The sequence below is a fragment of the Allobranchiibius huperziae genome, assembly GCF_013410455.1.
Classification (GTDB): Bacteria; Actinomycetota; Actinomycetes; order Actinomycetales; family Dermatophilaceae; genus Allobranchiibius; species Allobranchiibius huperziae.
In genome coordinates, this window is the sequence record NZ_JACCFW010000001.1 from 1,322,423 (window position 1) to 1,345,216 (window position 22,794).

General features: G+C 69.9%; 23 protein-coding genes. 10 read left to right on the forward strand and 13 right to left on the reverse strand.

Annotated elements, in window-relative coordinates:
• From cpaB to HNR15_RS06360, 6 genes are read left to right on the forward strand one after another with little or no spacing between them, the layout of a single operon-like run.
• Complete coding sequence (gene cpaB, locus HNR15_RS06335) at positions 1–738, forward strand: Flp pilus assembly protein CpaB (RefSeq protein ID WP_179480061.1); 738 nt, start codon at positions 1–3, stop codon at positions 736–738.
• Positions 735–2,111 (forward strand): AAA family ATPase, encoded by a 1,377-nt coding sequence (locus HNR15_RS06340; protein WP_179480063.1) that lies wholly within the window; start codon positions 735–737, stop codon positions 2,109–2,111. The genes cpaB and HNR15_RS06340 overlap by 4 nt, the downstream gene beginning before the upstream one ends.
• Positions 2,108–3,637 carry a TadA family conjugal transfer-associated ATPase gene (locus tag HNR15_RS06345; RefSeq protein ID WP_179480065.1) on the forward strand — a complete coding sequence of 510 codons (1,530 nt, stop codon included), beginning with the start codon at positions 2,108–2,110 and terminating at the stop codon, positions 3,635–3,637. Before HNR15_RS06340 ends, HNR15_RS06345 begins: the two co-directional genes overlap by 4 nt.
• Positions 3,634–4,587: a type II secretion system F family protein gene (locus HNR15_RS06350; RefSeq protein WP_179480067.1), complete on the forward strand. Its 954-nt coding sequence runs from the start codon at positions 3,634–3,636 to the stop codon at positions 4,585–4,587. The genes HNR15_RS06345 and HNR15_RS06350 overlap by 4 nt, the downstream gene beginning before the upstream one ends.
• Positions 4,588–4,634: 47 nt before the next feature.
• Positions 4,635–5,525, forward strand: coding sequence for a type II secretion system F family protein (locus HNR15_RS06355; RefSeq protein ID WP_246306107.1), 891 nt, complete (start codon positions 4,635–4,637; stop codon positions 5,523–5,525).
• Between the two features lie 52 nt (positions 5,526–5,577).
• Complete coding sequence (locus HNR15_RS06360; protein ID WP_179480072.1) at positions 5,578–6,219, forward strand: prepilin peptidase; 642 nt, start codon at positions 5,578–5,580, stop codon at positions 6,217–6,219.
• Between the two features lie 25 nt (positions 6,220–6,244).
• Here the strand turns inward: HNR15_RS06360 and HNR15_RS06365 are convergent, their stop codons facing one another.
• Genes HNR15_RS06365 through pcaH form a run of 5 tightly spaced genes read right to left on the reverse strand, consistent with a single transcriptional unit; the run spans position 6,245 to position 10,376 of the window.
• A complete protein-coding gene (locus HNR15_RS06365; protein ID WP_179480074.1) occupies positions 6,245–7,429 on the reverse strand; it encodes a 4-hydroxybenzoate 3-monooxygenase in 1,185 nt (394 codons plus the stop codon).
• 13 nt (positions 7,430–7,442) lie between these two features.
• A complete protein-coding gene (gene pcaC / locus HNR15_RS06370; protein ID WP_179480076.1) occupies positions 7,443–7,820 on the reverse strand; it encodes a 4-carboxymuconolactone decarboxylase in 378 nt (125 codons plus the stop codon).
• 24 nt (positions 7,821–7,844) lie between these two features.
• Positions 7,845–9,056: a lyase family protein gene (locus tag HNR15_RS06375; protein WP_179480078.1), complete on the reverse strand. Its 1,212-nt coding sequence runs from the start codon at positions 9,054–9,056 to the stop codon at positions 7,845–7,847.
• Positions 9,053–9,601: a protocatechuate 3,4-dioxygenase subunit alpha gene (gene pcaG / locus HNR15_RS06380; RefSeq protein ID WP_179480080.1), complete on the reverse strand. Its 549-nt coding sequence runs from the start codon at positions 9,599–9,601 to the stop codon at positions 9,053–9,055. The genes HNR15_RS06375 and pcaG overlap by 4 nt, the downstream gene beginning before the upstream one ends.
• Positions 9,594–10,376, reverse strand: a complete 783-nt coding sequence (gene pcaH / locus HNR15_RS06385; RefSeq protein WP_179480082.1) for a protocatechuate 3,4-dioxygenase subunit beta — start codon at positions 10,374–10,376, stop codon at positions 9,594–9,596. The genes pcaG and pcaH overlap by 8 nt, the downstream gene beginning before the upstream one ends.
• A gap of 70 nt (positions 10,377–10,446) precedes the next feature.
• On the opposite strand from pcaH, the gene HNR15_RS06390 reads away from it, so the two are divergent.
• Positions 10,447–11,229, forward strand: coding sequence for an IclR family transcriptional regulator (locus tag HNR15_RS06390; protein ID WP_179480084.1), 783 nt, complete (start codon positions 10,447–10,449; stop codon positions 11,227–11,229).
• Between the two features lie 3 nt (positions 11,230–11,232).
• On the opposite strand, the gene HNR15_RS06395 is transcribed toward HNR15_RS06390, so the two are convergent.
• Positions 11,233–12,009: an IclR family transcriptional regulator gene (locus HNR15_RS06395; RefSeq protein WP_179480086.1), complete on the reverse strand. Its 777-nt coding sequence runs from the start codon at positions 12,007–12,009 to the stop codon at positions 11,233–11,235.
• A gap of 108 nt (positions 12,010–12,117) precedes the next feature.
• On the opposite strand from HNR15_RS06395, the gene HNR15_RS06400 reads away from it, so the two are divergent.
• From HNR15_RS06400 to HNR15_RS06410, 3 genes are read left to right on the forward strand one after another with little or no spacing between them, the layout of a single operon-like run.
• Positions 12,118–13,164, forward strand: coding sequence for an aromatic ring-hydroxylating oxygenase subunit alpha (locus HNR15_RS06400; RefSeq protein WP_179480088.1), 1,047 nt, complete (start codon positions 12,118–12,120; stop codon positions 13,162–13,164).
• Complete coding sequence (locus HNR15_RS06405; protein ID WP_218883575.1) at positions 13,161–13,400, forward strand: hypothetical protein; 240 nt, start codon at positions 13,161–13,163, stop codon at positions 13,398–13,400. The genes HNR15_RS06400 and HNR15_RS06405 overlap by 4 nt, the downstream gene beginning before the upstream one ends.
• Entirely contained in the window at positions 13,397–14,359 is a 963-nt protein-coding gene (locus HNR15_RS06410) for a PDR/VanB family oxidoreductase (protein WP_179480090.1), read from the forward strand. The genes HNR15_RS06405 and HNR15_RS06410 overlap by 4 nt, the downstream gene beginning before the upstream one ends.
• 6 nt (positions 14,360–14,365) lie before the next feature.
• Here the strand turns inward: HNR15_RS06410 and HNR15_RS06415 are convergent, their stop codons facing one another.
• The 7 genes from HNR15_RS06415 to HNR15_RS06445 all read right to left on the reverse strand — a co-directional run bounded on the left by HNR15_RS06415 (position 14,366) and on the right by HNR15_RS06445 (position 22,669).
• The gene (locus tag HNR15_RS06415; protein ID WP_179480092.1) at positions 14,366–16,000 is read right to left on the reverse strand and encodes an MFS transporter; all 1,635 of its coding nucleotides are present in this window, start codon (positions 15,998–16,000) and stop codon (positions 14,366–14,368) included.
• 83 nt (positions 16,001–16,083) lie between these two features.
• The gene (locus HNR15_RS06420; protein ID WP_179480094.1) at positions 16,084–16,569 is read right to left on the reverse strand and encodes a MarR family winged helix-turn-helix transcriptional regulator; all 486 of its coding nucleotides are present in this window, start codon (positions 16,567–16,569) and stop codon (positions 16,084–16,086) included.
• Positions 16,570–16,589: 20 nt separating this feature from the next.
• Positions 16,590–17,477: an amidohydrolase family protein gene (locus tag HNR15_RS06425; RefSeq protein ID WP_179480096.1), complete on the reverse strand. Its 888-nt coding sequence runs from the start codon at positions 17,475–17,477 to the stop codon at positions 16,590–16,592.
• Positions 17,474–18,976, reverse strand: a complete 1,503-nt coding sequence (locus HNR15_RS06430) for an acyl-CoA synthetase (protein ID WP_179480098.1) — start codon at positions 18,974–18,976, stop codon at positions 17,474–17,476. Before HNR15_RS06430 ends, HNR15_RS06425 begins: the two co-directional genes overlap by 4 nt.
• A complete protein-coding gene (locus HNR15_RS06435; RefSeq protein ID WP_179480100.1) occupies positions 18,973–19,917 on the reverse strand; it encodes a 3-hydroxyacyl-CoA dehydrogenase NAD-binding domain-containing protein in 945 nt (314 codons plus the stop codon). The genes HNR15_RS06430 and HNR15_RS06435 overlap by 4 nt, the downstream gene beginning before the upstream one ends.
• Positions 19,914–21,878, reverse strand: a complete 1,965-nt coding sequence (locus HNR15_RS06440; RefSeq protein WP_179480102.1) for an acetoacetate--CoA ligase — start codon at positions 21,876–21,878, stop codon at positions 19,914–19,916. Before HNR15_RS06440 ends, HNR15_RS06435 begins: the two co-directional genes overlap by 4 nt.
• A complete protein-coding gene (locus HNR15_RS06445; RefSeq protein WP_218883577.1) occupies positions 21,875–22,669 on the reverse strand; it encodes a crotonase/enoyl-CoA hydratase family protein in 795 nt (264 codons plus the stop codon). Before HNR15_RS06445 ends, HNR15_RS06440 begins: the two co-directional genes overlap by 4 nt.
• Positions 22,670–22,794: the final 125 nt, after the last annotated feature.

Sequence of the window (22,794 nt, forward strand, 5' to 3'; positions counted from 1 at the left end):
GTGAGACGTCGCATCATCGCCGCTGTAGCGGCCGTCCTGCTGGCCCTGGTGGGGGCCGTCCTGCTCTTGTCCTACGTCGCCGGTGCAGACCGGCGCGCCGCCGCGGGGATGCAGACCACTCCGGTTCTGGTCGCCACTTCGGCCATCCCCAAGGGCACGGCAGTTGCGAAAGTGCGGGATATGGCGGTCCTGAAGTCGCTTCCGAGGACAGCGGTGGCCGCCGGCACGCTATCCAGCCTCGCCTCGGTCAGCGGTCAGGTCACCACCACCGACATTCAACCGGGCGAGCAAGTGTTCGCAAGCAACTTCGCGGATCGCAAAACCCTCCTCGCCCCTGGCCAGGTCACTGTCCCCAACGGGATGCAGCAGATCTCGGTGATGCTTGAGTCGGAGCGGGTGCTCGGAGGCCACCTCAGTGCGGGCAGCACTGTCGGGGTGTTCATCTCGTTGAAAGACAAGACGCAGACGGGGTACACCCATCTGACCTTGCAGAAGGTGCTCGTCACCGCCGTCCAAGGCACCGCGCCCACCGCCTCGCCCACGACCGACGGTTCGCCCACCCCGTCAGCCCAACCGGCGTACACCGGCAACGTGATGGTGACGCTCGCCCTCATGGCACCGGACGCGGAGAAGGTCGTGTACGCCGCCGAGTACGGCACCATCTGGCTCTCGCTCGAACCTTCGAGCGCGAAGGAAGGCGGCACCCGCATCGTGGCCCCGGGGAACGTGTACAAGTGAACGACATCGTCCTGGCGACCGCCTCAGCCGACCTCGAGGAGCGGGTGCGCCGCGCCACCGGGGGTAGGGCCCGCTGCCTGCCACCCGGCCCTCTCCCGGTCGATCCGGCCCACCTGTTCCGGCAACTCGCCGACGGCCCGAGGCCGGAGGTCGTCATGCTCGACGACACCGCCGCCGCTCCCGGCCAGGCGTTGGCGCTGGCGGATCTCTTGCAGCGGCAGTGCCCCGACATCGCCGTCGTGTTGGTCAGCGATGCAGGCGACGAGATCGCCCTGCCGGCCATGCGCGCCGGCGTGCGTGACGTCCTCGATCCCGGCGCGGAGGAGCCGCACATCCGGTGGGTGCTCGAACGCGCCGGCCACTTGGCCCGTCAGCCCCACGCGTTCGCTGCAGCCGGTCCCGCCACCGCAGTTACGCAGGCAGGCCGTCGAGACGGACGGGTGATCGGTGTCGTGTCCCCGAAGGGTGGCGTCGGCAAGACCACGGTCGCGACCAACCTGGCTATCGGACTGGCACAGAAGACGTCTCTGCCCACCGTTCTGGTGGACTTGGATGTCCAGTTCGGCGACGTGGCCAGCGCGTTGAACCTGGACCCGGAACACTCTCTGGTCGAGACCGTCGATGGGCCCGCCACCCGCGACACGATGGTGCTGAAGACCTTCCTGACCCAGCATGCCAGCGGCCTGTACGTGATCTGCGGGCCGCCGACGCCGGCCGCCGCCGACAACGTCACCGGGCAGGACGTGAGTCGGCTGCTGGAGATGCTGGCTTCGGAGTTCGCGTACGTGGTGGTGGACACCGCCCCTGGTTTGTCCGAGCACACCCTGGCCGCACTGGACCGCAGTACCGACCTCGTCCTGATGACCAGCATGGACGTGCCCGGTGTCCGCGGCCTGCGCAAGGAACTGGACATTCTCGGTGAGCTGGAGATGATCCCGGAGCGACACACGGTGCTGCTCAACATGGCCGATCGCCGCAGCGGCCTCTCGACCGCTGACGTCGAGGCCACGATCCGTACAGGCGTGGATTTCGTCCTCCCCCGATCCAAGGCGGTCCCGACCTCGGTGAACCAGGGCATCCCGCTGCTGCAGAGCGGCGTACGTGACCCGATGACCAAGCAGCTGCGACGACTGGTCGAACAGTTCGTCGACTTGGCCGCACCGGCTGTAAAGGCTGTGCCGACCGAGGTGCGCGCCCCGAGGCAGGCTCCTGCCGTCGTGGCACCTCGGCCCGTGCCCATTGCGGCCATGTCGAAGGGGCCCGAGCCGGCTCCGGCTGTACCGCGGAAACCCTCGCCGAAGAGGCCCGCGCTCAAGCGAACCTCGGTGATCGGCCGGCACCGGGCGAGGGCACGGGCGCGGTGGGCGCGATGAGCCTGTCCGAACGGCTCGACGCTGCCCGCGCGCAGAAGGGCGACCCGGGGAGTCGACCGGTGCCCGAGGGTGGTGACCGGTCGGTTCCGGCTGCCGTCGCGCCGCAGGTGTCCCCGCCGGCCGCGACCCCGGGGGAGCGGACGGCCCCCCTCGAGCGAACTACGTTCCACGGGCACACGCCCAACCTGACGGTGAAGCCGAAACTGACGCCCGCGCACGTCGCTGCAGCTCCGCCGATCGACGCGCTGGCGAAGCTGAAGGACCGCGCGAACACCGCGCTGTTCGAACGGATGGGCGCGCGGCTCAACGACCCCAACCTCACCCAGGACCAGCTCCACGCGCTCGTCCATAGCGAACTCAACCGGGTGGTGGACGAGGAGAAGGTCCCGCTGACCAAGGGCGAGCGGCGTCGACTCGTCGACGAACTGCAGGACGACGCCACCGGGCACGGCCCGTTGCAGCGACTGCTGGACGACCCCACGATCACCGAGATCATGGTGAACGGTCCGGACAACGTGTACGTCGAGCAGGCGGGAAAGCTGACGCGTAGCAGTGCGCACTTCACCTCTGAGGAGCAGCTGCGCAGGATCATCGAGCGCATCGTCTCCCGGGTCGGGCGCCGCATCGACGAGTCGTCACCGTTGGTGGATGCCCGGCTCGCCGACGGCTCCCGCGTCAATGCGGTGATCCCGCCGCTGGCCTTCAGCGGCTCGTCACTGACGATCCGCAAGTTCTCCAAGGACCCGTTCCAGGTCGATGACCTCATCAGCTTCGGGACGATGTCGCCGGAGATGGCCGAACTGCTGCACGCCTGCGTCGAGGCGCGGCTGAACATCATCGTCTCCGGTGGTACCGGCACCGGTAAGACCACCTTGCTGAACGTGCTGTCGTCCTTCATCCCCGAGGGCGATCGGATCATCACGATCGAGGACGCAGCGGAACTGCAGTTGCAGCAGGAGCACGTCGTCCGCCTGGAGAGCCGTCCACCGAACATCGAGGGCAAGGGCGAGATCAGTATCCGCGAGTTGGTGCGCAACTCCCTGCGGATGCGTCCCGATCGGATCGTGGTCGGCGAGGTGCGTGGCGGGGAGAGCCTGGACATGCTGCAAGCCATGAACACCGGCCACGACGGGTCGCTGTCCACCGTGCACGCCAACTCACCGCGTGACGCCATCGCGCGCCTGGAAACCCTGGTGCTCATGGCCGGGATGGACCTGCCATTGCGGGCGATCCGCGAGCAGATCGCCTCCGCAGTCGACGTCATCGTGCAGTTGACCCGCATGCGGGACGGGACCCGTCGGGTCACCGCGGTCACGGAGGTGCAGGGCATGGAGGGCCAGATCGTCACCCTGCAGGACGCCTTCCTCTTCGACTACTCCGCGGGCGTCGACGCCAGTGGCCATTTCCTGGGCAAGTCGCGCCCGACCGGGGTCCGCCCGCGTTTCACCGATCGCTTCACCGAGCTGGGCATCACGATCTCCCCGCGCGTGTTCGGTGTCCCGACCACTGCGCGACCGGCGCGATGAATTCGCCGTTGGCGTCCGGCGCCGCCGCCGCTGGTGTGGGGGCGTGCACCCTTGCGCTGCTCGTTGGGCTGTACGTGATGCTGGCTCCCGGTCCCGTCCGCCTGCCGAGGGAGCGTCGGCGTCCGGGTACGGATGCCGGTCCCAGTGCCCTGACCAGCGCGACCGCCGCGGCCACCAGTTTCATCGATAATCTGCTGCGTCGGCATGGTGGCGGCCGTTCCGCGGCGGCAGCCCTGGAACGCGCGGGGCTGAGAGTCGGCGTCCAGGACTTCATCCTGATGGTGTGCGCCGCCGCTTTGGCCTCGGCGGCGCTCGGATTGCTCCTGCTCGGACCGCTGCTCGGGATCGGCCTGGCGCTGGTGGTGGCTCTGATGGCCAAGCTCTGGCTGGGACGGCTGGCCGCACGCCGTCAGGGCAAGTTCGCCGACCAGCTCGAGGACTCCCTCCAATTGCTGGCCAGCGGTCTGCGCGCCGGGCACAGTCTGCTCCAGGCGCTGGATTCTGTGTCGCGCGAGGCCGACGAGCCGACAGCGGGGGAGTTCTCCCGCATCATCAACGAGACTCGCATGGGCCGTGACCTGAGCCTTGCACTGGATGAGACCGGTAAACGTCTGCAGAGTGAGGACTTCGTCTGGGTGACACAGGCGATCGCGATCAACCGGGAGGTGGGCGGGAACCTCGCGGAGGTGCTCGACGGCGTCGGTCGTACGATCCGTGAGCGCAACCAGATCCGTCGACAGGTCAAGGCGCTCAGCGCCGAAGGCAAACTGTCCGCATACGTGCTCATAGCGTTGCCTTTCGGGATCGTGGCGTTTCTCGCCGTGTCCAATCCTGCCTACATCGCCAAGTTCACTCAGAGCGCGATCGGCTACGCCCTCTTGGGCGTCGCGGGTCTGCTGTTGGTCGTCGGAACCCTGTGGCTGCGCAAGGTGGTCAGCTTCAAATTCTGAGTTCGTGCATCGCCGTGCGTTCAATGAAGGGAGTACCCGTGTCGCCCATGGTCGTTGCCGGCATCAGCGCCTGCAGTCTGTCGTTGGGGCTGCTGTGCTGGGCTGTGCTTGCTCGCTCGGACGGCACGCACCAACGTGCCGTGTCGAACCTGGCGCGAGGCTTCACCGCTGCCGAGGGCGGACTTGCTGAAGGGACTGTCAGTTCTCTGGCTCCTGTCCCAGCGGGTCACCTCGTCCGGCGTCTGACGCCGCCCGGTTCGATCCGTCGGCTCGAGCGGCTGCTGGCCCGGGCGGGCCGACCGCCCGCCTGGCCCGTGGATCGACTGCTCGGCGCGAAGCTCCTCCTCGCACCGCTCACTGCGATCCTGAGTGTTCTCTACATCAGTTCGAACTCGGGTGCGATGCCACTGATGATCGGGATGGTGTGCACGATCGTCGTGTACTTCCTGCCCGAACTGCTGCTGCACAGCAGGGGCCAGGAGCGGTCCAAGGCGATCGCTCTCGAACTAGCCGACACCCTCGACCAGATGACCATCGCCGTCGAAGCCGGTCTCGGCTTCGACTCGGCCATGGCCAGGGCGGCCAGCAACGGCAAGGGACCGCTGGGACAGGAACTGGTCCGCACCCTGCAGGACATTCAGGTGGGCATGTCCCGTAAGGAAGCTTACGAGGGACTCGCGGAGCGCGCCGCCGTCTCGGATCTGCGCAAGTTCGTCCGCGCCGTCGTTCAGGCCGACAAGTACGGTGTCGCCGTCGCCGACGTGCTGCGGACCCAGGCCGCCGAGATGCGGATGAAACGACGCCAGCGCGCCGAGGAGAAGGCGATGCAGATCCCTGTCAAAGTGCTCTTTCCGCTGATGATGTGCATCCTGCCGGTGCTCTTCATCGTGCTGCTCGGCCCGGCGGCCATGGACATGATGAAGGCCTTCAGCCACTGATCGTGCACGAATCGATGCGAAAGGGGCGAGAGTGCCCGTAAGTAGTGCTGTCGTGCTCGTATTCGTTGCGGGGGCAGCGGTGGGCGCGTTGCTGCGGGCATGGTTGCGCCTCGGCGGCTACCGTTTGTCGGCCGAACGTGACCTGCCGGCCCGACGCACCTGGTGGGTCATCCCAGCGACTGCGGCGGTGGGAGCGCTGCTCTGGGCGGCAGTGAGCCCGCACCAGCCGATCCTGATCACGGTGGTCTTCGTCGTCGCCGGCTGGGTCATGATCGCGTTGGGGTTCGTCGACCTCGACGTGCACCGCCTGCCCGACGCCATTCAGCTGCCCAGCTATCCGATCCTGTTACTACTGCTGGCGGTCGGCGCAGCCAGCAGCGGGAACTGGGCTGCGTTCACGCGGGCCATCGTCGCCGGAGTGGTGCTCTTCGTCTTCTACTTCGTCCTGATGCTGTTGCCGTCGGGCTACGGCTTCGGTGACGTGAAACTCGCCGGTCTGCTCGGCCTGCTGCTCGGCTGGCTGGGGTGGTCACCTGTGATTCGCGCATCGTTCGCAGCCTTCGTCATCGGCGGCATCGTCGCGGCCGCGTTGATGATGAGCCGACGCACGGATCGGCGAGCCGAATTCGCCTACGGTCCGAGCATGTTGGCGGGCGCGGTGGTCGCGATCGCCATGTCGGCGCTGTCGAGCTAGCCCAGTAGAGCTGGACGGTGTTCGGCTACGCGCGTGGCCAGCCGGTATACGCCTCGGCGAGGTACGCGGCGCCGTGCGCGGACCCGGTGACTGCCTCCAACTCGCCCAGCTGGCGTCGTACGTCGAATTCACTGGCATCGCCGGACGCGTGCAGCATGGTGGTCATCCAGTAGGAGAAGTGCTGCGCCTTCCAGACTCGGGCCAGGGCGCGGGGCGTGTAGTCGTCCAGGGCCTCGCGCTTCCCCCGCACGATGACCTGCTCGAGCACCTCGGCGAGCACGCGCACGTCTGCGAGAGCGAGGTTGAGGCCCTTCGCGCCGGTCGGCGGCACCGTGTGAGCGGCGTCCCCGGCCAGCAGCAGGTTGCCGTACCGCATCGGCTCGCAGACGAACGAGCGGAACGGCAGCACCGATTTCTCGAGGATGCGGCCCTCCTTCAGGCTGAAGCCGTCCTCGCCGGCGAGGCGGGTCTGCAGCTCCCCCCAGATGCGGTCCGAGGACCAGTCGTCGACCTTCTCGTCGGGGGGACACTGGAAGTACATCCGCTGGATGGCATCGGTGCGCTGGGAGATCAGAGCGAAGCCGCGGTCGGAGCGGGTGTAGATGAGCTCGGGTGCCGACGGCGGTGCCTCGCAGAGGATCCCGAACCACGCGAACGGATACTCGCGGTGGTACTGCCGCCGGTCGGTGACCTCGTGCCGAGTCATGCTCCGGGAGCCGTCCGCGCCCACCAGGATGTCGCAGCGGATCTCCTGCTCGACCCCGTCGGCGTCGGTGCAGAGGATGCCGGGACGGTCGCTGGTCGTGTCGACCACCCGGGTGTCGCCGACCCCGAACCGGACGTCGCCCCCGTCGCGGTCCCGCGCGTTGGCCAGGTCCACGAAGACGTCCGTCTGCGGGTAGAGCCAGACCGAGGCGCCCACCAGATCCTGGAAGTCGATCCGGTGGCTCACTCCGTTGAACCGCAGGGCGATCCCCTCGTGCTGATAGCCCTCGCGCAGGACCCGATCTGACACATCGGTGTCCACGAGCATTCGCACGCTGTCCCGTTCGAGGATCCCGGCGCGGTGGGTGTGCTCGATCTCCTCGCGGGACCGGGAGTCGACCGCGACGCTGTCGATCCCCGCTCGGTGCAGCAGGTGAGCGAGCATGAGCCCGGCCGGCCCGGCCCCCACGATGCCGACCTGGGTGCGGGTCGCCGGACGCGTCATCGCAATGCCGCGCTCACTGATCGGTCTCCTGCAGCACCGTGGAGGCGAGCGCGAACCCGTGGTTGGCCGCCGGCACACCGCAGTAGATCGCGGACTGCAGGATCACCTCGCCGATCTCCTTGACGCTGAGCCCGTTGGTGCGCGCGGCCCGCACGTGCATCTCGAACTCGTCCCAGTGGCCGCGGGCGATGAGCGCGGTGAGGGTGGCGATGCTGCGGGAACGGCGATCCAGTCCAGGGCGGGTCCACACGCTGCCCCACGCGTAGCGGGTGATCAGATCCTGGAAGTCCTGCGTGAAGTCGTCCTTGCGGGCTTCGGCCCGGTCGACGTGCGCGTCGCCGAGCACGCTGCGCCGCACCGCCATTCCGGCGTCGTAAGGGTCGTCGCTCATCGGTGTGCTCCTGCGGTGTCGGGGTCAGGCATGTTCGGGTCCGCCGGTGGAGAGCCGGGCCAGGACGGTGTCGATGAACGCGTCCGTGGCTCCGAGGTACGACGCGGGGTCACCGGCGCCGTCGTCGCCCCGCTCTGCGAGGAGGTCCGCCGCAGCGTCGGTGGCCCGCTGCAGCATCCGGTCGGCATCCACCTCCAAGCCGGCGGCGAGCTCGGCGGCCTGCGAGGCCGCCGTCACGGTGAGTTCGAGCAGCCGGCGCAGTGCGGGCCACTCGCTGTGCCAGGCGCCGTCGGGTCGCTCGTCGACGGCGAGGGCGGCCGCCAGGTGCAGTTGAGCTCCGAGCTGGGGCGACTGCATCGCGGCCGACCGGATGACCACGCTGAGGATCGGGTTGTGCTTGTGCGGCATGGTCGACGAGCCGCCCCGACCGGCTGCTGCGGCCTCGTGCAGCTCGCCGATCTCCGGGCGGGACAGAGTGGCCACATCGGCGCCGAGGTGCCCGAGCGCGTCGCACGTCGCCACCAGGGTGTCGCCGATACGGGTGACCGCCCGCCGGCGGGTGTGCCACGGGAGGCCCGGCCAGACGAGTCCGAGCTCGCCCGCGAACGCCGCGGCCAGCGCCACGGGGTCGGCTGTGAGCTCGCCCGAGAGCGCGAGCGTCCCTGCGGCCCCGCCGCACTGGACCGGGAGGCCGGCCAGCGTCGCGGCCACGTCGTCGGCGGCCTCGATCAGTCCGGCCAGCCAATGGGCTGCCTTGAGCCCGAACGTGATCGGCACCGCGTACTGCGTCAGCGTGCGACCGGCCATCACGCTGGCGCGGTGCGCATCGGCCAGCCGCGCGAGCGCCTGGGAGGCCGCGCCGAGGTCGGCGCGCACCCGTGTGAGGCAGTCGGCGCCGAGCAGGACCAGGGCGGTGTCGAGCACGTCCTGGCTGGTCAGCCCCCGGTGGACGACGGCGGCATCGGCCGGTTGCAGCCGCTCCCGCAGCTGGTGCAGCATCGGCACGACCGGGTTGCCGACAGCCTCGGTCGCGGCGCCGATGACCGCGAGGTCAGGGGTCCAGTCGGCAGCGGCAGCCGCGATCCGCTCGGCCCGATCTCGGTCGATCGCTCCGACGGCGGCCAGTGCGCTCACCCAGCCCAGCTCCACGCGCACCATCGCGTCCGCGACCGCGCGGTCATCGACCACACCCGCGGCACGGAACGACCCCGGAGTGAGCAGCCCGTATTCGCTCATACCTCACCGGGGAAAGTCAGGAACGGCGTCTCGAGGTCTCCCTGCAGGTGCACGTCGAACCGCAGGCTGCTGTCGTCCTCGCGGACGGCGATGAGGCGCTCGTGGATCTGCGGATCCAGCGACGCGAGAAGGGGACTGGAGGACGCGTTCGCCCCGGGGAGGTAGGCACGGGTGAAGAGCCGGTGCAGCAGCCCTCGCGCGAAGACGACGACGGCGACGAACGGCGCGCCGGAGCCGCCGGGCTCGATCGTGGTGAACGAGTACCGCCCGACCGCATCGGTCTGACAGCGGCCCCAGCCGGTGAACGCCGTGCCGTCGCGCCGGATCGATCCCTCGAGAGTCGGCACCCTCCCGGCGCCGTCGGCCTGACGGATCTCCAGCAGGGCGTCGGGCACCGGCACGCCCGCGCCGTCGTACACCGTGCCGTGCAGCCGCAGTGCACCATCCACCGTCGGCCGGACGAGCTCGTGGTCGCGCTCGTACGGGAGGGCGTATGCGAAGAACGGGCCGATCGTCTGGCCGGGCGTGGGGTCGGGCTCAGGCATCGTGCTCCTCCGGGCGCTCCATCGGCGTCGAATGCGATCCGGTCAGCACGATGTCCCACCGGTAGCCCAGCTGCCACTCGTGCTCGGACAGGTCGTGGTCGTAGTGCGCGAGCAGGCGCTCGCGCGCGGCCGGGTCGGTGATCGACTGGTAGATCGGATCCAGGCCGAAGAGCGGATCGCCAGGGAAGTACATCTGGGTGATCAGCCGCTGGGTGAAGTCGGTGCCGAAGAGCGAGAAGTGGATGTGCGCCGGGCGCCAGGCGTTGTGGTGGTTGCGCCAGGGGTAGGGGCCCGGCTTGATCGTCACGAACCGGTAGACACCCTCGGCGTCGGTCAGACAACGTCCGGTGCCGGTGAAATGCGGGTCGAGCGGTGCCTGGTGCTGATCGCGCTGGTGCACGTAGCGGCCAGCGGCGTTGGCCTGCCAGATCTCCACCAACTGATGGCGCACCGGGCGCCCCTCGCCGTCGAGCACCCGGCCGGTGACCAGGATCCGCTCACCGATCGGTTCACCGCGGTCCTGGATCGTCAGATCCGCCTCGAGCGGGGCGACGTCGGAGTGGCCGAAGACCGGCGCGACCAGCTCGGCCGCCTCGGGATCGGCGGGGTGCAGGGCTTTCGTCGGATGGCGCAGCACGGAGCTGCGGTACGGCGGGTAGTCGATCCGCGGTTGCGCGTCACCGGCGGTCCATGCCGTCCGGAGTTGCTCGATCTCGGAGGAGATGGTCCGTTGGCTCGCCAACTCTCCGGGCGGGGATGCGGCTGCAGTGCTCACCTTGAGGACGCTAGGGGAGTGGCCCGCATCACGTCGAGGCTAAGCTTCCGCTGAGTGAAAGGAATTCTCGATGGCCGGCAACACCGCGACGCCCGGGGCGTCGGTCGTGTCCCGTGCGCTCGCCGTGCTGTCCGCGTTCGACGAGGATCACCGCAGCCTCGCGCTGACCCCGCTCGCTCGGCGCGCACACCTTCCGGTGCCCACGGCGTACCGGATCGCCTCCGAGTTGGTCGCAGGCGGTGCGCTGACCCGGCGTGCGTCGGGGGAGTACGTCGTCGGCCGGCGACTCTGGGACATCGGGCTGCTCGCCCCGGTGCAGACCGGGCTGCGGCAGATCGCCTCGCCGTTCCTCACCGACCTGCACGCGGCCACCCGCGCCACCGTGCACCTGGCGATCAGGGACCGGGCCCAGGTGCTCTATCTGGAACGCATCTCCGGCAACGCGTCGGTGCCGGTCGTGAGCACCGTCGGCTCCCGCCTGCCGCTGCACTCCACCGGCGTGGGCAAGGTGCTCTTCGCCTACGCACCCGCCGCGGTGCAGGAGGAGGTGTTGGCATCATTGTCGAGGGTCACGCCGTACACCGTCACGTCGGCGGCTCGGATGCGCCGGCAACTGGACCGCGTACGCCGCGACGGCTACGCCACCACGACCGAGGAGATGACCCTCGGCGCCTGCTCGGCCGCCGTGCCGATCCGCGCCGCCGACGGCGAGCAGGTCGTCGCCGCGCTCGGAGTGGTGGTCGCCGACCTGCGCCGTGACCGGCCGCGCCTGGTGACGGCCCTGCGGGTCGCCGCGCAGGGCATCGGCCGCTCGCTGCAGCCGACGGCGGGCGATCGGTCGGGGCCCGGCTGAGACTCAGGCGTCCGGTGGCCGGGCGTCCGACCGGCGGGCTCTCGGCGACCCCAGCGCGCGGGAGATGCTGCGGCTGGCCGCGCGCAGGGCGGGCAGCAGTCCGCGCGGGTCGGTGTCGATCTGCACGACCACCGAGACAGCGGCCACGACCTCGTCGTCGGATCCGCGGACGGGGCAGGCGAGGGAGAGCGCGTCCAGGGTCACCTGACCGCGGCTGACGGCGTGGTCGCTGCGTCGCACGTCCGCCAGGGTGGCGCGCAGCGTCGCCGGGTCGCTGATCGTCTGCGTCGTCCAGGTCGTCAACGGTTCACTCAGCACCCGCTCCTGGATCTCCCGCGGCGCGAAGGCCAGAAGCACCAACCCCACCCCGGTGGCGTGCAGAGCGAACCGGCCACCGACCCGGGTCAGCACCGGCACCGCATCGCGACCGGCGATGCGCTCGATGTAGACCACCTCCAGTCCCTCCCGGACCGCGAGCTGCACGTTCTCGTGGGTGGCCTCGTACAAGTCCTCCAGATAGGGCAGCGCGATCTCCCGCAGCGCCGGCCCGCGCTGGGCGAGCGCCGCGGTCTCGAAGAGCCGCAGGCCCACGTCGTACCGCCCGTCGGGGCCTCGTTCGAGGGCTCCCCACCCAGCGAGGTCGGCGACGATGCGATGGGTCGTGGTGAGGGACAACCCGGCGCGGCGACTGATGTCGGACAGCGAGAGGTGGGGGTTGTCCGCCGTGAACGCCGCCAGCACATCCATGGTCCGGGTGCTCAGTGACCGCTGCTGCGGCATGCGTCCACCCCCGTTCGGTCTTCCGGCTGGCGGAAACGCTACAGCGTCCGCGGTGTGACCCACGTCATGGTGAACGCAGTTCACTGTTCTCGAGCTCCGGAGGTTCCCATGTCCAGTTGGCCCCGCAACCAGTGGTACGTCGCGGCGTACTCGGCGGAGGTGACCGAAGAGCTCATGGCGCGCACGATCTGCGGCGAGCCGATGGTCTTCTACCGCACCTCCGACGGGGAGGTCGTCGCCCTGGCCGACCGCTGCGTGCACCGCCGCTTCCCGCTGTCCAAGAGCCACCTGGTGGACGACAACGTCATCTGCGGCTACCACGGCTTCACCTACGACCGGACCGGCACCTGCCTCGCCGCGCCGGGCCAGAAGCGCATTCCGCGGACAGCGCGGGTGCCTGCCTTCCACCTCTTAGAGCAGGACTCATTGGTGTGGGTCTGGATCGGCGAGACGGACCGTGCCGACGAGTCGACCGTCCCCCGCGCACCCTGGCTGGATTCGCCGGACTACACGACGGTGCGTGGGCTGGAACCGCTGAAGGCGCGTTACGGGCTCCTCGTCGACAACCTCATGGACCTGTCGCACGAGACCTATCTGCACGGCGGCTACATCGGCACGCCCGAGGTCGCCGAGACGCCGATCACGACGGAGGTGGACGACGAGGCGCAGGTGATCTACGTCAGTCGCCACATGGACGACGCCGCGTGCCCGCCGTTCTACGCGACGTCGACCGGCATCGAGGGTCGGATCACCCGGTGGCAGGACATCGAGTACCACCCGCCGTGCCTCTATCTGCTGCACAGCCGGGTCGCTCCGGTGGGCACGCCGGATCCGGCCGAGGACGGGCGGGACGAGCCGGCGTTCCACGTCGAGGTGGTCTATGCGATCACGCCTGAGACGGAGCACTCGACGCACGACTTCTGGATGGTGGCGCGCGATTTCGCGCTCGAGGACCAGGGTGTCTCGGACTTCCTGGCCGAGAGCAACCGCACGGTGGTCCTGCAGGACGTCGAGGCACTCGACGTGCTCGAGGTCGTGGTCGAAGGGGAGAAGGAGAACTACCAGGAGCTGTCGATCAACATCGACACCGGCGGTCTCGCTGCCCGGCGCATCATCGCGAGGCAGCTCACGAAGGGGGAGGCTGTGACGGCATGACAGCGGACGTCGATCTGACTCCCGCTCGCATGTTGCGCGGCGAGCACGTCTTCCGGGTGGTGTCCAAGCTCAACACCGACATCCTCGTGGGTTACTGCTGGTGCGGTGAGGCACAGGAGTCCGAGGACCCGATCGCGCTGTGGACGTGGCTGCTGGAGCATCCGGACGGTCATTCCTCCGGCAGGGGCGGCGAGAGCCCGTCGGCCGGCCGGCCCCAGGTCCTGGAGCCGGCATGACCGGCCGGGACGAGCAGGAGACGACCCTCGACCTGGTGGTGGAACGCGTCGCGACTCCGGCCACCGGGGTGCTCGAGGTGGTCCTGCGTCAGGCGAACGGCGCCGAACTGCCTCCGTGGAGCGCAGGTGCGCACATCGACGTGGTCACGACCGACCACGTACGGCAGTACTCGCTGTGCGGCGACCCGACCGACGCCACCTCGTGGACGATCGCCGTGCTGCGCGAGCCGGACGGGCGCGGCGGATCGGCGTACCTGCACGACACCCTCACCGCCGACATGACGGTGCAGGTCCGCGGCCCGCGCAACCACTTCGAGCTGGCACCCGCGGCGCGCTACGTGTTCGTCGCCGGCGGGATCGGCATCACCCCGATCATCCCGATGCTCGCCGCCGCGCAGAGTGCCGGCGCGGAGTGGACCCTCACCTACGGTGGCCGCACCCGGGATTCGATGGCGTACGCCGGCACGCTCGTCGAGCAGTACGGCGACCGGGTCCGTCTCGTGCCGCAGGACGAGGTCGGGTTGATCGACCTCGACGCCCTGTTGGGCGACCCCGGGATCGCGGACGCGCTCGTCTACTGCTGTGGTCCCGAGCCGCTGCTAGCCGCTGTCGAGCAACGCTGTGCCGATCGCCCCCAGATGCTGCGGACGGAGCGCTTCGCTCCGAAGGCGCTCGAACTGCAGGGCGATGCCAGCGAATTCGAGGTCGAGCTCGCGGAGTCCGGCACGGTGCTCAGCGTCCCCGCCGACAAGTCGATCCTCCAGGTGCTGGAAGAGGCCGACGTGCCGATCCTGTCGTCGTGCACCGAGGGGACCTGCGGCACGTGTGAGACCGGTGTGCTTGACGGCGTCGTCGACCACCGTGACTCGTTGCTCAGCCAGCAGGAGCAGGACGCGAACGATGTGATGTTCGTGTGCGTCTCGCGCGCCAAGTCCGCGCGGCTCGTGCTGGAGCTCTGAACTCGCTCAGTCCACGACCAGCTCGGGCTCCGGCGCCGCGACGAACGCGTGCTCGTGCTGACGTCCGCCGATCATCACCGCGGCGATCGCTGCCGCGACGAGCGCCGCGATGCCACACACCAGGTACCCGATCGAGTAGGCATGGGACAACGCGTGGAAGGCGGTGTCCTTCAGCGGATTCGGCGGATTCGGGATGGCGTTCGCGCCCAGTGGGCCGGAGTTCACCGCCCCCTTCACCGGCGGCGGCACCTTGGACGATGCGTTGAACTGCTGCAGCGCGCTGCCGAGGGACGGGGAGGACGCGACCTTCGACGCGATCGCGTCTGCGGCGTTCGTCAGGGCGATGGCCCCGATGATCGCCGGGCCGAGGGTCAGTCCGAAGTCGCGCAGCATGCTGGTCGCGCCGCTGGCCATCCCGGCCTTCTGGGTGGGCACGCTGTTGACGGCCACGACGGTGATGGCGGTGACCGCCGTCTTGAAGCCCGCACCGACGACCAGCAGGGGCACCGCGACCGCGGCGATGGACAGGTTGGTGGCCGGGATCGCCGCCAGCACCAGGTCGCCGATACCGATGAGCGCCATACCGCCGGCGAGCACCCAGCCGGGGTTGAACCGCTGCAGCATGCGGCTGCTCACCGGGAAGAGGATCACGCCCATGATGTTGAGCAGCACGAAGCCGATCGAGGTCTTCAGCGGCGTGTACTCCTGGATCGCCGACAGCCGGATGCTGGTGTCGTACGCCGTGCCGAGGTAGGCGAACATGCCGAGCACCGTCACGACGGCGGAGATGGTGAACATCCGGTTGGCGAAGAGGTCGAGCTGCAGCAACGGCTTGTCGACCCGCTGCTCAACGAGCACGAAGAGCACGAGGAACACCACGGCGATCACGAACCCGCCGATGACCGTGAGGCTCCCCCAGCCGTCCTCGGCGCCCTGGATCACGGCGTACAACAACGCGAACAGCGCGACCGCGATGGTGATCTGGCCGGGCCAGTCCAGCGACCGACCCTGCGGGGCCGACGAGTTCTGGGCGAGTGTCACGGTGGTCGCGAGACTGAGCGCGGCGAGGATCGCCATCGCGAGGAACGCGTAACGCCAGCTGGCCTCAGGACTGCCGGAATGGTGAATCCGGGCGAGCACGCCGCCGATCACGGGGGACATGAACCCACCGGCGGTCAGGGCGGCGGCCCAGATCGAGATGGAGTGCGCGCGTTCGCGCACGGTGTGCGTCCCGGCCGCGATCATGGCCACCGATGTGGGGAAGATCGCTGCAGCGCCGACGCCGGCGATGACCTGGCCGGTGAGCAGCACGCCGACGCCACCGGACGGGGTCAAGAACGCGATGAGCCCACCGACAACCACCAGGCCCGCGCCCGTGGCGAGCAGCCGCTTGCGGCCGAAGAGGTCACCGACCACGCCGAAGGTCAGCTCGAAGAGGGTCACCGGCACCAGGAAGGCGTCGGAGACCCAGGTCAGCTGGGTGGACGTTGTGCCCAGGTCCTTGTTGATGTAGCCGTTGATGACCGCGGGGATGCTGAGCCCGATCTGAGCGACGAAGCAGGCGAAGACCGAGGCGAGCAGCGTGCCGCTCGTCAACCTCGGAAGGCCGCCGCGCGGCTCCGATGCTGCGGATGTAGTCATCGGCCGAGCAAAGCACAGGGCCGACCAATATGTACAGGTTTCCTGATCAATTAGTCACGGCGCGGCGGACGTCGTACGCGGGCTCAGTCGGCGGAGGGGTCCTCGTGCAGGGCCCGGCGGCACAGCTCCAGGGTCTGCCGCAGCGCGGCCGACTGCGCGGTGCTGGCGCGGGCGAGCATGCGCTCCTCGAGCGCGGTGACCTGCGGCCGCATCCGATCCAGCACCCGCCCGCCCTCGGGAGTGAGGGCGATCACCAGGCGACGACGGTCGCGGGGGTCGCGGTGCCGCTCGATCAGGTTCCGGTCGAGCAGGGCGCCCACCATGTCGGCCGTGCTCTGCGCGGTCACGAACGACAGGCGCGCCAGGTGTGCGGCGGTGAGATCGGGATGGCGTTCGAGCACGGTGAGCGCGGTGTACTGCAGGGCGGTCAGACCCTCGGGACGGGCGAGGTCGTCCAGTGCGGCGCGCACCGACAGCTCGACCTGCTTCATCAGGTAGAGCAGCGTCGGGGGCGCCGTCCGCGCGATCGGCGGCGCGACGTCGTCGTCCCGCGCCCGCTCGCTCTTCATGGGCGCCATGCTAGGCAGCGTCAGCGCAGCCCCAGGACGTGGGCGGCGTTCTGCTTGAGGATGCCGGGCCGATGCGCGGTGTCGATCCCGAGGTCGTCGAAGTCGGCCAACCACCGCTCGGGCGCGATCAGCGGATAGTCGCTGCCGAAGAGCACCTTGCGGCGCAGCAGCCCGCCGGCGGCGCGCACCAGCTCGGGCGGGAAGTACTTCGGCCGCCACCCCGAGAGGTCGATATAGACATTTGCCTTGTGGGTCGCCATCGAGATGGCCTCGGCCTGCCACGGCACCGATGGGTGCGCCAGGATCACCGTCAGCCCCGGGAAATCGGCGGCCACGTCGTCGAGCAGCAGCGGGTTGGAGTAGCGCAGCTTGATCCCTCGTCCTCCCGGCAGGCCGGCGCCGATGCCGTTCTGTCCGGTGTGGAAGAGCGCGGGCACGCCGAGCTCCTCCAGCGCCGCCCACAGGGGCTGGAAGGCCGGGTCGTCGGGGGAGAAGGCCTGCAGGCTGGGGTGGAACTTGAACCCGCGGACGCCGTACTCCTGCACCAGGTGACGTGCGCGCTGCACGGCCGCCGCACCCTGGTGCGGATCGACGGAGCCGAACGGGATGAGCACGTCCGCGTGTTCGGCCGCGGCCTGCGCGATCTCCTCGCTCGAGATCGCGGGGTGACCCGTCGCGGTGGTGGCGTCGACCGTGAAGACGACGGCCGCCATCCCGGCGTCGCGGTAACGCCGGGCCAGGTCCTGCACGGACGGGGTGCGGTTCTCGCTGCCCTTGAAGTACGCGGCGGACGCGTCCAGCAGCTCCTCGTCCAGGGCGAAGTGGCCGTGGTCGTCGGACTCGACGTGCACGTGGACGTCGAGCGCGGTGATCGCGTTCAGGTCGACGGCGGGCTCGTAGCGGGTCATCGGGTGGTCTCTCTGAGTCGGGACTTGATGAGTTTTCCGGAGGCGTTGTGGGGGAGTTCGGGCAGGAAGACGACGCTCGCGGGCCGCTTGTACCGGGCGAGCCGTTCGTCCAGATGAGCGAGTACGTCGGACTCCGACAGGTGCGCTCCAGGCCGGGTGACCACGAACACGCGCCCGACCTCGCCCCACCTCTCGTCCGGCACTCCGATCACCGCGCACTCGGCGATCTGCGGGTGCTCGTGCAGCGCCTGCTCGACCTCGGCCGGATAGACGTTCTCACCGCCGGAGATGTACATGTCCTTGATGCGGTCCACGATCCGCAGATAGCCCTCGCCGTCCGCGGTGGCGACGTCTCCGGTGTGCAGCCATTCGTCGGTGAACGCCGCCTCGGTGGCGCGCGGGTCCTGCCAGTAGCCGGGGCTGACGTTCGGCCCGCTGACGAGCACCTCGCCGGGTTCGCCCGCAGGCACGTCCTCGTCACCGGCGGCCACCCGCACGTCGGCGAAGAAGCACGCGGTGCCCGCGGTACCGAGCTTGCGGACGCCGTCCGCCGCCCGCAGCATCGTCGCGCCCGGCGAGGCCTCCGTCAGGCCGTACCCCTGCACGATCATCAGCCCGCGGTCCAGCCACGTGTGCAGCAGCGACTCCGGGATCGGCGCCCCGCCGCTGAGCGCCAGGTGCAGGCTGGCCAGGTCCGCCGCGTGGAAGCGCGGTGCCGCCGCGAGCGCGAGGTACATCGAGGTCACCCCGAAGAGCAGCGTCACGCGCTCGCGTTCGATGATGTCGACCGCGGCGACCGGGTCGAAGCGGGCCTCCAGCAGCGCCGTCCCGCCCTTGAGGATCGTCGGGAAGAGCACCTGGTTGAGCGCCGCCGTGTGGAAGAGCGGGGCGGTCACCAGCGCCACCTCGTCACTGCCGAGGTCGATGTCGACCAGCAGGTTGTAGACGTTCCACACCACGTTCGCGTGGGTGAGCATCACACCCTTCGGGCGACCACTGGTGCCCGACGTGTACTGGATCATGAAGAGGTCGTCGAGGGCGATGAGCTCGTCGACCTCCCCGTCGTCCGGGGCGTGCAGTGCGTCGAGGCCGGCGCCCGCGTCGCGCGTGAACGTCACGATGTCCAGGGCGAGTTCGTCGACCTCCGGGGTCGACGCCGACGCGGCGAGCGCGTCCTCGATCAGCAGCAGCCGCGCGCCGCTGTGGCCCAGCACGTAGGCCAGCTCGGGCGGGGCCAGTCGCGTGTTCACCGGCACGAAGACGCCGCCGAGCTTCGCGGTGGCGAACATCGAGAGGACCATCTCCACGCCGTTGAGGCCGAGGAACGCGACCCGGTCACCGCGGGTGATGCCGCGCTCCCGCAGGCCGTGCGCGAGGCGGGTGCTCGCCCGGTGCAGGTCGGCGTAGGTCGTAGCGCGGCCGTCCTGGACCAGCGCGGGCCGGTCCGGGGTCATCCGGGCGCGCCGCCGGGTCCAGGAGCCCAGCCCCTGGTCCCTCATGGCGTCTCCTCGCCGACGGTGTCGAGGCCGAGACGCTCCTTCGTGGTGAGCAGCTCTCGCAGCCCGCGATCGCGCCGGGCGCGCACCTCGGGCTCTCGCCCGCCGAGCTCCTCGGTGACGCCGGAGACCAGTTGCATGGTCAGCTCCGGCGTCAGTTCGGGATCGCCGAGGTCGGCCCACCAGTCGACCATCGGCGGTCCGAGATGCTCCAGCACGTGCGCCAGCCCGTCCGGGCCGCCGGACAGGTGCTGGGTGGCGATGGGACCGAGCAGCGCCCACCGCAGACCCGGACCGGAGGCCACCGCACGGTCCAGGTCCGCGACCGAGATCGCGCCACGGCGGACGAGGTCGTAGGCCTCTCGCCAGAGCGCTGCCTGCAGGCGGTTCACGACGTGCCCAGGCAGCTCGGCCCGGACATGGACCGGGCTGCGCCCCAATGCGCGCATCGCCGCCATCGTGGTGTCCACGGTCTGCGCGGAGGTGAGACGCCCACCGACCACCTCCACGAGCGGCACCAGGTGGGGCGGGTTGAACGGGTGCGCGACGAGCACGCGATCGGGGTGCCGGCAGGCGTCCTGGAAGGCGGATGGGCCGATGCCTGACGAGCTGCTCGCAAGGACGACGCCCGGGTCGGTGACCTCGTCGAGCGCAGCGAAGAGCTCACGCTTCACCTTCACCCGCTCCGGGCCGCACTCGATGACGAACGCCGCGCCGGTGGCCGCGGCGGCGGGGTCGGCGTGGAAATGCAGCCTTTCGAGCGGCTGCGATGTGCAGTCGAGCTCCGTCAGATGGTCGGCCACCGCCGCGCGCAGTGCGTCCTGGGCGCCCGGTGCGGGGTCGGCGGCGTGCACCTCGAGCCCGCGGGACAGCGCGAGCGCGACCCAGCTGCCGCCGATCGAGCCGGCCCCGATGACGGCGACGGGGGAGAGGTCGGCGCTCATGCGCTCGCCTCCGCCGCCAGCGCGATGAACGGGTCCAGGGATGCCGGGTCCGCGAGCGCGTCCCGGCTGACCACGTCGTGCGGTGTCGCGCCCTGCAGGATCCGCTTCACCGGGAGCTCCAGCTTCTTGCCGGTGAGGTTGCGCGGGACGGCGCGCACCCCTACGACGCGGTCGGGTACGTGCCGGGGGGACAGCGACGTACGCAGCGCGGCGCGCAGGGTGTCGACCAGGGCGTCGTCCACCTCGACGCCGGAGGTCGTGGTGACGAAGAGGATCAGTTCGCCGTTGCCGCCCGCGGGATCCTCGAGGTGCACGACCAGGCTGTCGGCGATGCCGGGCAGCTCCTCGACGACGCGGTAGAACTCCGCTGTGCCGAGCCGTACGCCGCCGCGGTTGAGCGTGGCGTCACTGCGACCGGTGACGACGCAGCTGCCGTCGGACTCGAAGACGATCCAGTCCCCGTGCTGCCACACACCGGGGAAGCGTTCGAAATACGTTGCCCGGAGCAGCGATGCGTCTGCGTCGCCCCACAGCCCCACGGGCATCGACGGCATCGGCGAGGTCACCACGAGCTCGCCCGGCTCGCCGATCACCTCCAGGCCCGCGTCGTCGTACGCGTGGACGTCGACACCCAGTGCCCGACCGGAGATCACCCCCGCGCGCACGGGCAGCAGCGGGTTGTTCTGCACCAGCCCGCTGCACACGTCGGTGCCTCCGCTGCCGACGTTGAGCTGCACCCGCGGCCCGAGCTGCTCGCCGATCCAGGCGTAGCCCTCGGGAGGCAGCGGCGAACCCGCGGAGCCGACGACCCGGATCCGCAGGTCCAGTCCGCTCAGGTCCACCCCGGCCGAGCGGCAGGCCATGATGAATCCGGGGCTCGCGCCCATCAGCGTGGCCCCGGTCTCCTGCGCCAGACGCCACTGCCACGTCAGGTCGGGGTATGCCGGGTCGCCGTCGATCGTCACGATGCCCGCTCCGACGAGCAGCCCGGACACCAGCGCGTTCCACATCATCCAGGCGGTGGTGGAGTACCACGCGATGACGTCACCGCGACGCAGGTCCCAGGACAGCGCGTGGTTCTTCAGGTGCTCGACCAGGACCCCTCCGTGCCCGTGCACGATGGCCTTGGGTCGGCCGGTGGTGCCGGAGGAGAAGAGGACCACCAGCGGGTGGTCGAAGGGCACCGGTGTCGTCCGGTCGAGCGGTTCGGCCCCCGCGAGTGCTGCCGACCAGGAGGTCGCGCCGTCGACCCGCCATGCGCCGTACTCGATGTCGACCACATGGCGCAGCGTGGGCAGGCCCGCGGTGATGGCCGTGACCTGGTCACCGCGGTCGACGTCCTTGGTGCCGTAGCGATAGCCGCCCGCGACGACCAGGACGACGGGTTCGATCTGTCCGAACCGGTCGATCACGCTGCGCGGGCCGAACTCGATCGCACAACTGGACCACACCGCGCCCAGGGCCGCGGTCGCCAGAAAGGCGACCACGGCTTCCGGGCAGTTCGGCAGGTACCCCGCCACCCGGTCGCCGGGACCGACGCCCAGGTCGGTGAGGGCGCGAGCGGCGCGTGCGACCGCGTCGCGCAGCTCGCCCCAGGTGAGGTCACGGTCGGCGCGGCTCTGGGACCGAGCGTGAATCGCCACGGCGGAGTCCTGGGCCCCGGCGCCGCGCAGCGCGTGCTCGGCGTAGTTGAGCAGCGACCCGGTGAACCACTGCGAGCCGGGCATCACCCGTTCCGCGAGGACGGACGTGCGCGTGCCGCGGTCGTGGATCTCGAAGAACTCCCAGATCGCGGACCAGAAACCGTCGAGGTCCTCGACGGACCACTGCCACAGCGCGTCGTGGTCGCTCAGGTCGAGTGCGCGCTGCGTATGCAGCCACGTTAGAAAGCGGCCGACCTCGCTGGTGTCGAGGACGTCGTCCGGCGGGCGCCACAGCACGTCGCCGGTGTGCACGCTCATCGGTCGGTCACCTTCGGCCCGCGGCCATGCAGGAACTCTTGCATGCGACCCTTCGCATCGTCGGTGCCCTGGGCGATGGCGGCCATCATGGCCTCCATGAGATAGCCCTCATGCCGGCCGGATTCGGCGATGCGGGGGAGTGCCTGGATGACGGCGTAGTTGCTCTGCGGTGCGTTGTCGGCGATCCGGGTGGCCAGGCGCAGCGCCTCGTCGAGGCCGGCACCGTCGTCGACGACGTACTGGGACAGTCCGGCCGCGGCACCCTCCTCGGCGTCGTACCGACGGCCGGTGAGCATCAGATCGGCCATCCGGGCCACGCCGATGAGCCGCGGCAGTCGCACCGATGCTCCGCCGCCGACGAACAGGCCGCGCATCCCCTCGGGCAGGGCGTAGAACGTCGAGCGTTCGGCGACGCGCAGGTGGGCGGCCGCGGCGAGTTCGAGGCCTCCGCCCACGACCGCTCCCTTCAGGGCGCACACCACCGGCACGGGGCCGAACTCGATGAGCTCGAACGCGCGATGCCACATCCGCGAGTGCCGCACGCCGGAGATGGTGTCCCGCTCTGCCATCTCCGACAGGTCCAGGCCCGCGCTGAAGTGGTCGCCCTCGGCGGCGATGACCACGCTCGCGACGTCATCGGGAAGATCGGTGAAGAACCGTTCGATGCCGAGCACCGTCGCGTCGTCCAGGGCGTTGCGCTTCTCCGGGCGGTTGAGGGTCAGCACGGCGACCTTCCCGTGCCGGGTGACGGCCAGCGAGGACGGCAGATCGGGCAGCGACTGATCCGGCACGGGCGCCTCCGGGAGTGAGCTGAGATAACGAGCAGGATTCCTGATGATTAGATCAGATGTGCGGCCCCGAGACAATGCCGTCGACCAGAGCCTCGGCCGTCGCCTCCTGGCCCGTTCGCCTGGCT

Bases quoted from the DNA above. Each gene is read 5' to 3' on its own strand.
- HNR15_RS06430 (WP_179480098.1), bottom strand. From the start codon at position 18,976: ATGAGGGACCAGGGGCTGGGCTCCTGGACCCGGCGGCGCGCCCGGATG.
- HNR15_RS06390 (WP_179480084.1), top strand. From the start codon at position 10,447: ATGGCCGGCAACACCGCGACGCCCGGGGCGTCGGTCGTGTCCCGTGCG.
- HNR15_RS06400 (WP_179480088.1), top strand. From the start codon at position 12,118: ATGTCCAGTTGGCCCCGCAACCAGTGGTACGTCGCGGCGTACTCGGCG.
- HNR15_RS06435 (WP_179480100.1), bottom strand. From the start codon at position 19,917: ATGAGCGCCGACCTCTCCCCCGTCGCCGTCATCGGGGCCGGCTCGATC.
- HNR15_RS06350 (WP_179480067.1), top strand. From the start codon at position 3,634: ATGAATTCGCCGTTGGCGTCCGGCGCCGCCGCCGCTGGTGTGGGGGCG.
- pcaC (WP_179480076.1), bottom strand. From the start codon at position 7,820: ATGAGCGACGACCCTTACGACGCCGGAATGGCGGTGCGGCGCAGCGTG.
- HNR15_RS06345 (WP_179480065.1), top strand. From the start codon at position 2,108: ATGAGCCTGTCCGAACGGCTCGACGCTGCCCGCGCGCAGAAGGGCGAC.
- HNR15_RS06440 (WP_179480102.1), bottom strand. From the start codon at position 21,878: ATGAGCGTGCACACCGGCGACGTGCTGTGGCGCCCGCCGGACGACGTC.
- HNR15_RS06375 (WP_179480078.1), bottom strand. From the start codon at position 9,056: ATGAGCGAATACGGGCTGCTCACTCCGGGGTCGTTCCGTGCCGCGGGT.
- HNR15_RS06355 (WP_246306107.1), top strand. From the start codon at position 4,635: ATGGTCGTTGCCGGCATCAGCGCCTGCAGTCTGTCGTTGGGGCTGCTG.
- pcaG (WP_179480080.1), bottom strand. From the start codon at position 9,601: ATGCCTGAGCCCGACCCCACGCCCGGCCAGACGATCGGCCCGTTCTTC.
- HNR15_RS06365 (WP_179480074.1), bottom strand. From the start codon at position 7,429: ATGACGCGTCCGGCGACCCGCACCCAGGTCGGCATCGTGGGGGCCGGG.
- HNR15_RS06420 (WP_179480094.1), bottom strand. From the start codon at position 16,569: ATGAAGAGCGAGCGGGCGCGGGACGACGACGTCGCGCCGCCGATCGCG.
- HNR15_RS06395 (WP_179480086.1), bottom strand. From the start codon at position 12,009: ATGCCGCAGCAGCGGTCACTGAGCACCCGGACCATGGATGTGCTGGCG.
- HNR15_RS06405 (WP_218883575.1), top strand. From the start codon at position 13,161: ATGACAGCGGACGTCGATCTGACTCCCGCTCGCATGTTGCGCGGCGAG.
- HNR15_RS06415 (WP_179480092.1), bottom strand. From the start codon at position 16,000: ATGACTACATCCGCAGCATCGGAGCCGCGCGGCGGCCTTCCGAGGTTG.
- HNR15_RS06410 (WP_179480090.1), top strand. From the start codon at position 13,397: ATGACCGGCCGGGACGAGCAGGAGACGACCCTCGACCTGGTGGTGGAA.
- HNR15_RS06425 (WP_179480096.1), bottom strand. From the start codon at position 17,477: ATGACCCGCTACGAGCCCGCCGTCGACCTGAACGCGATCACCGCGCTC.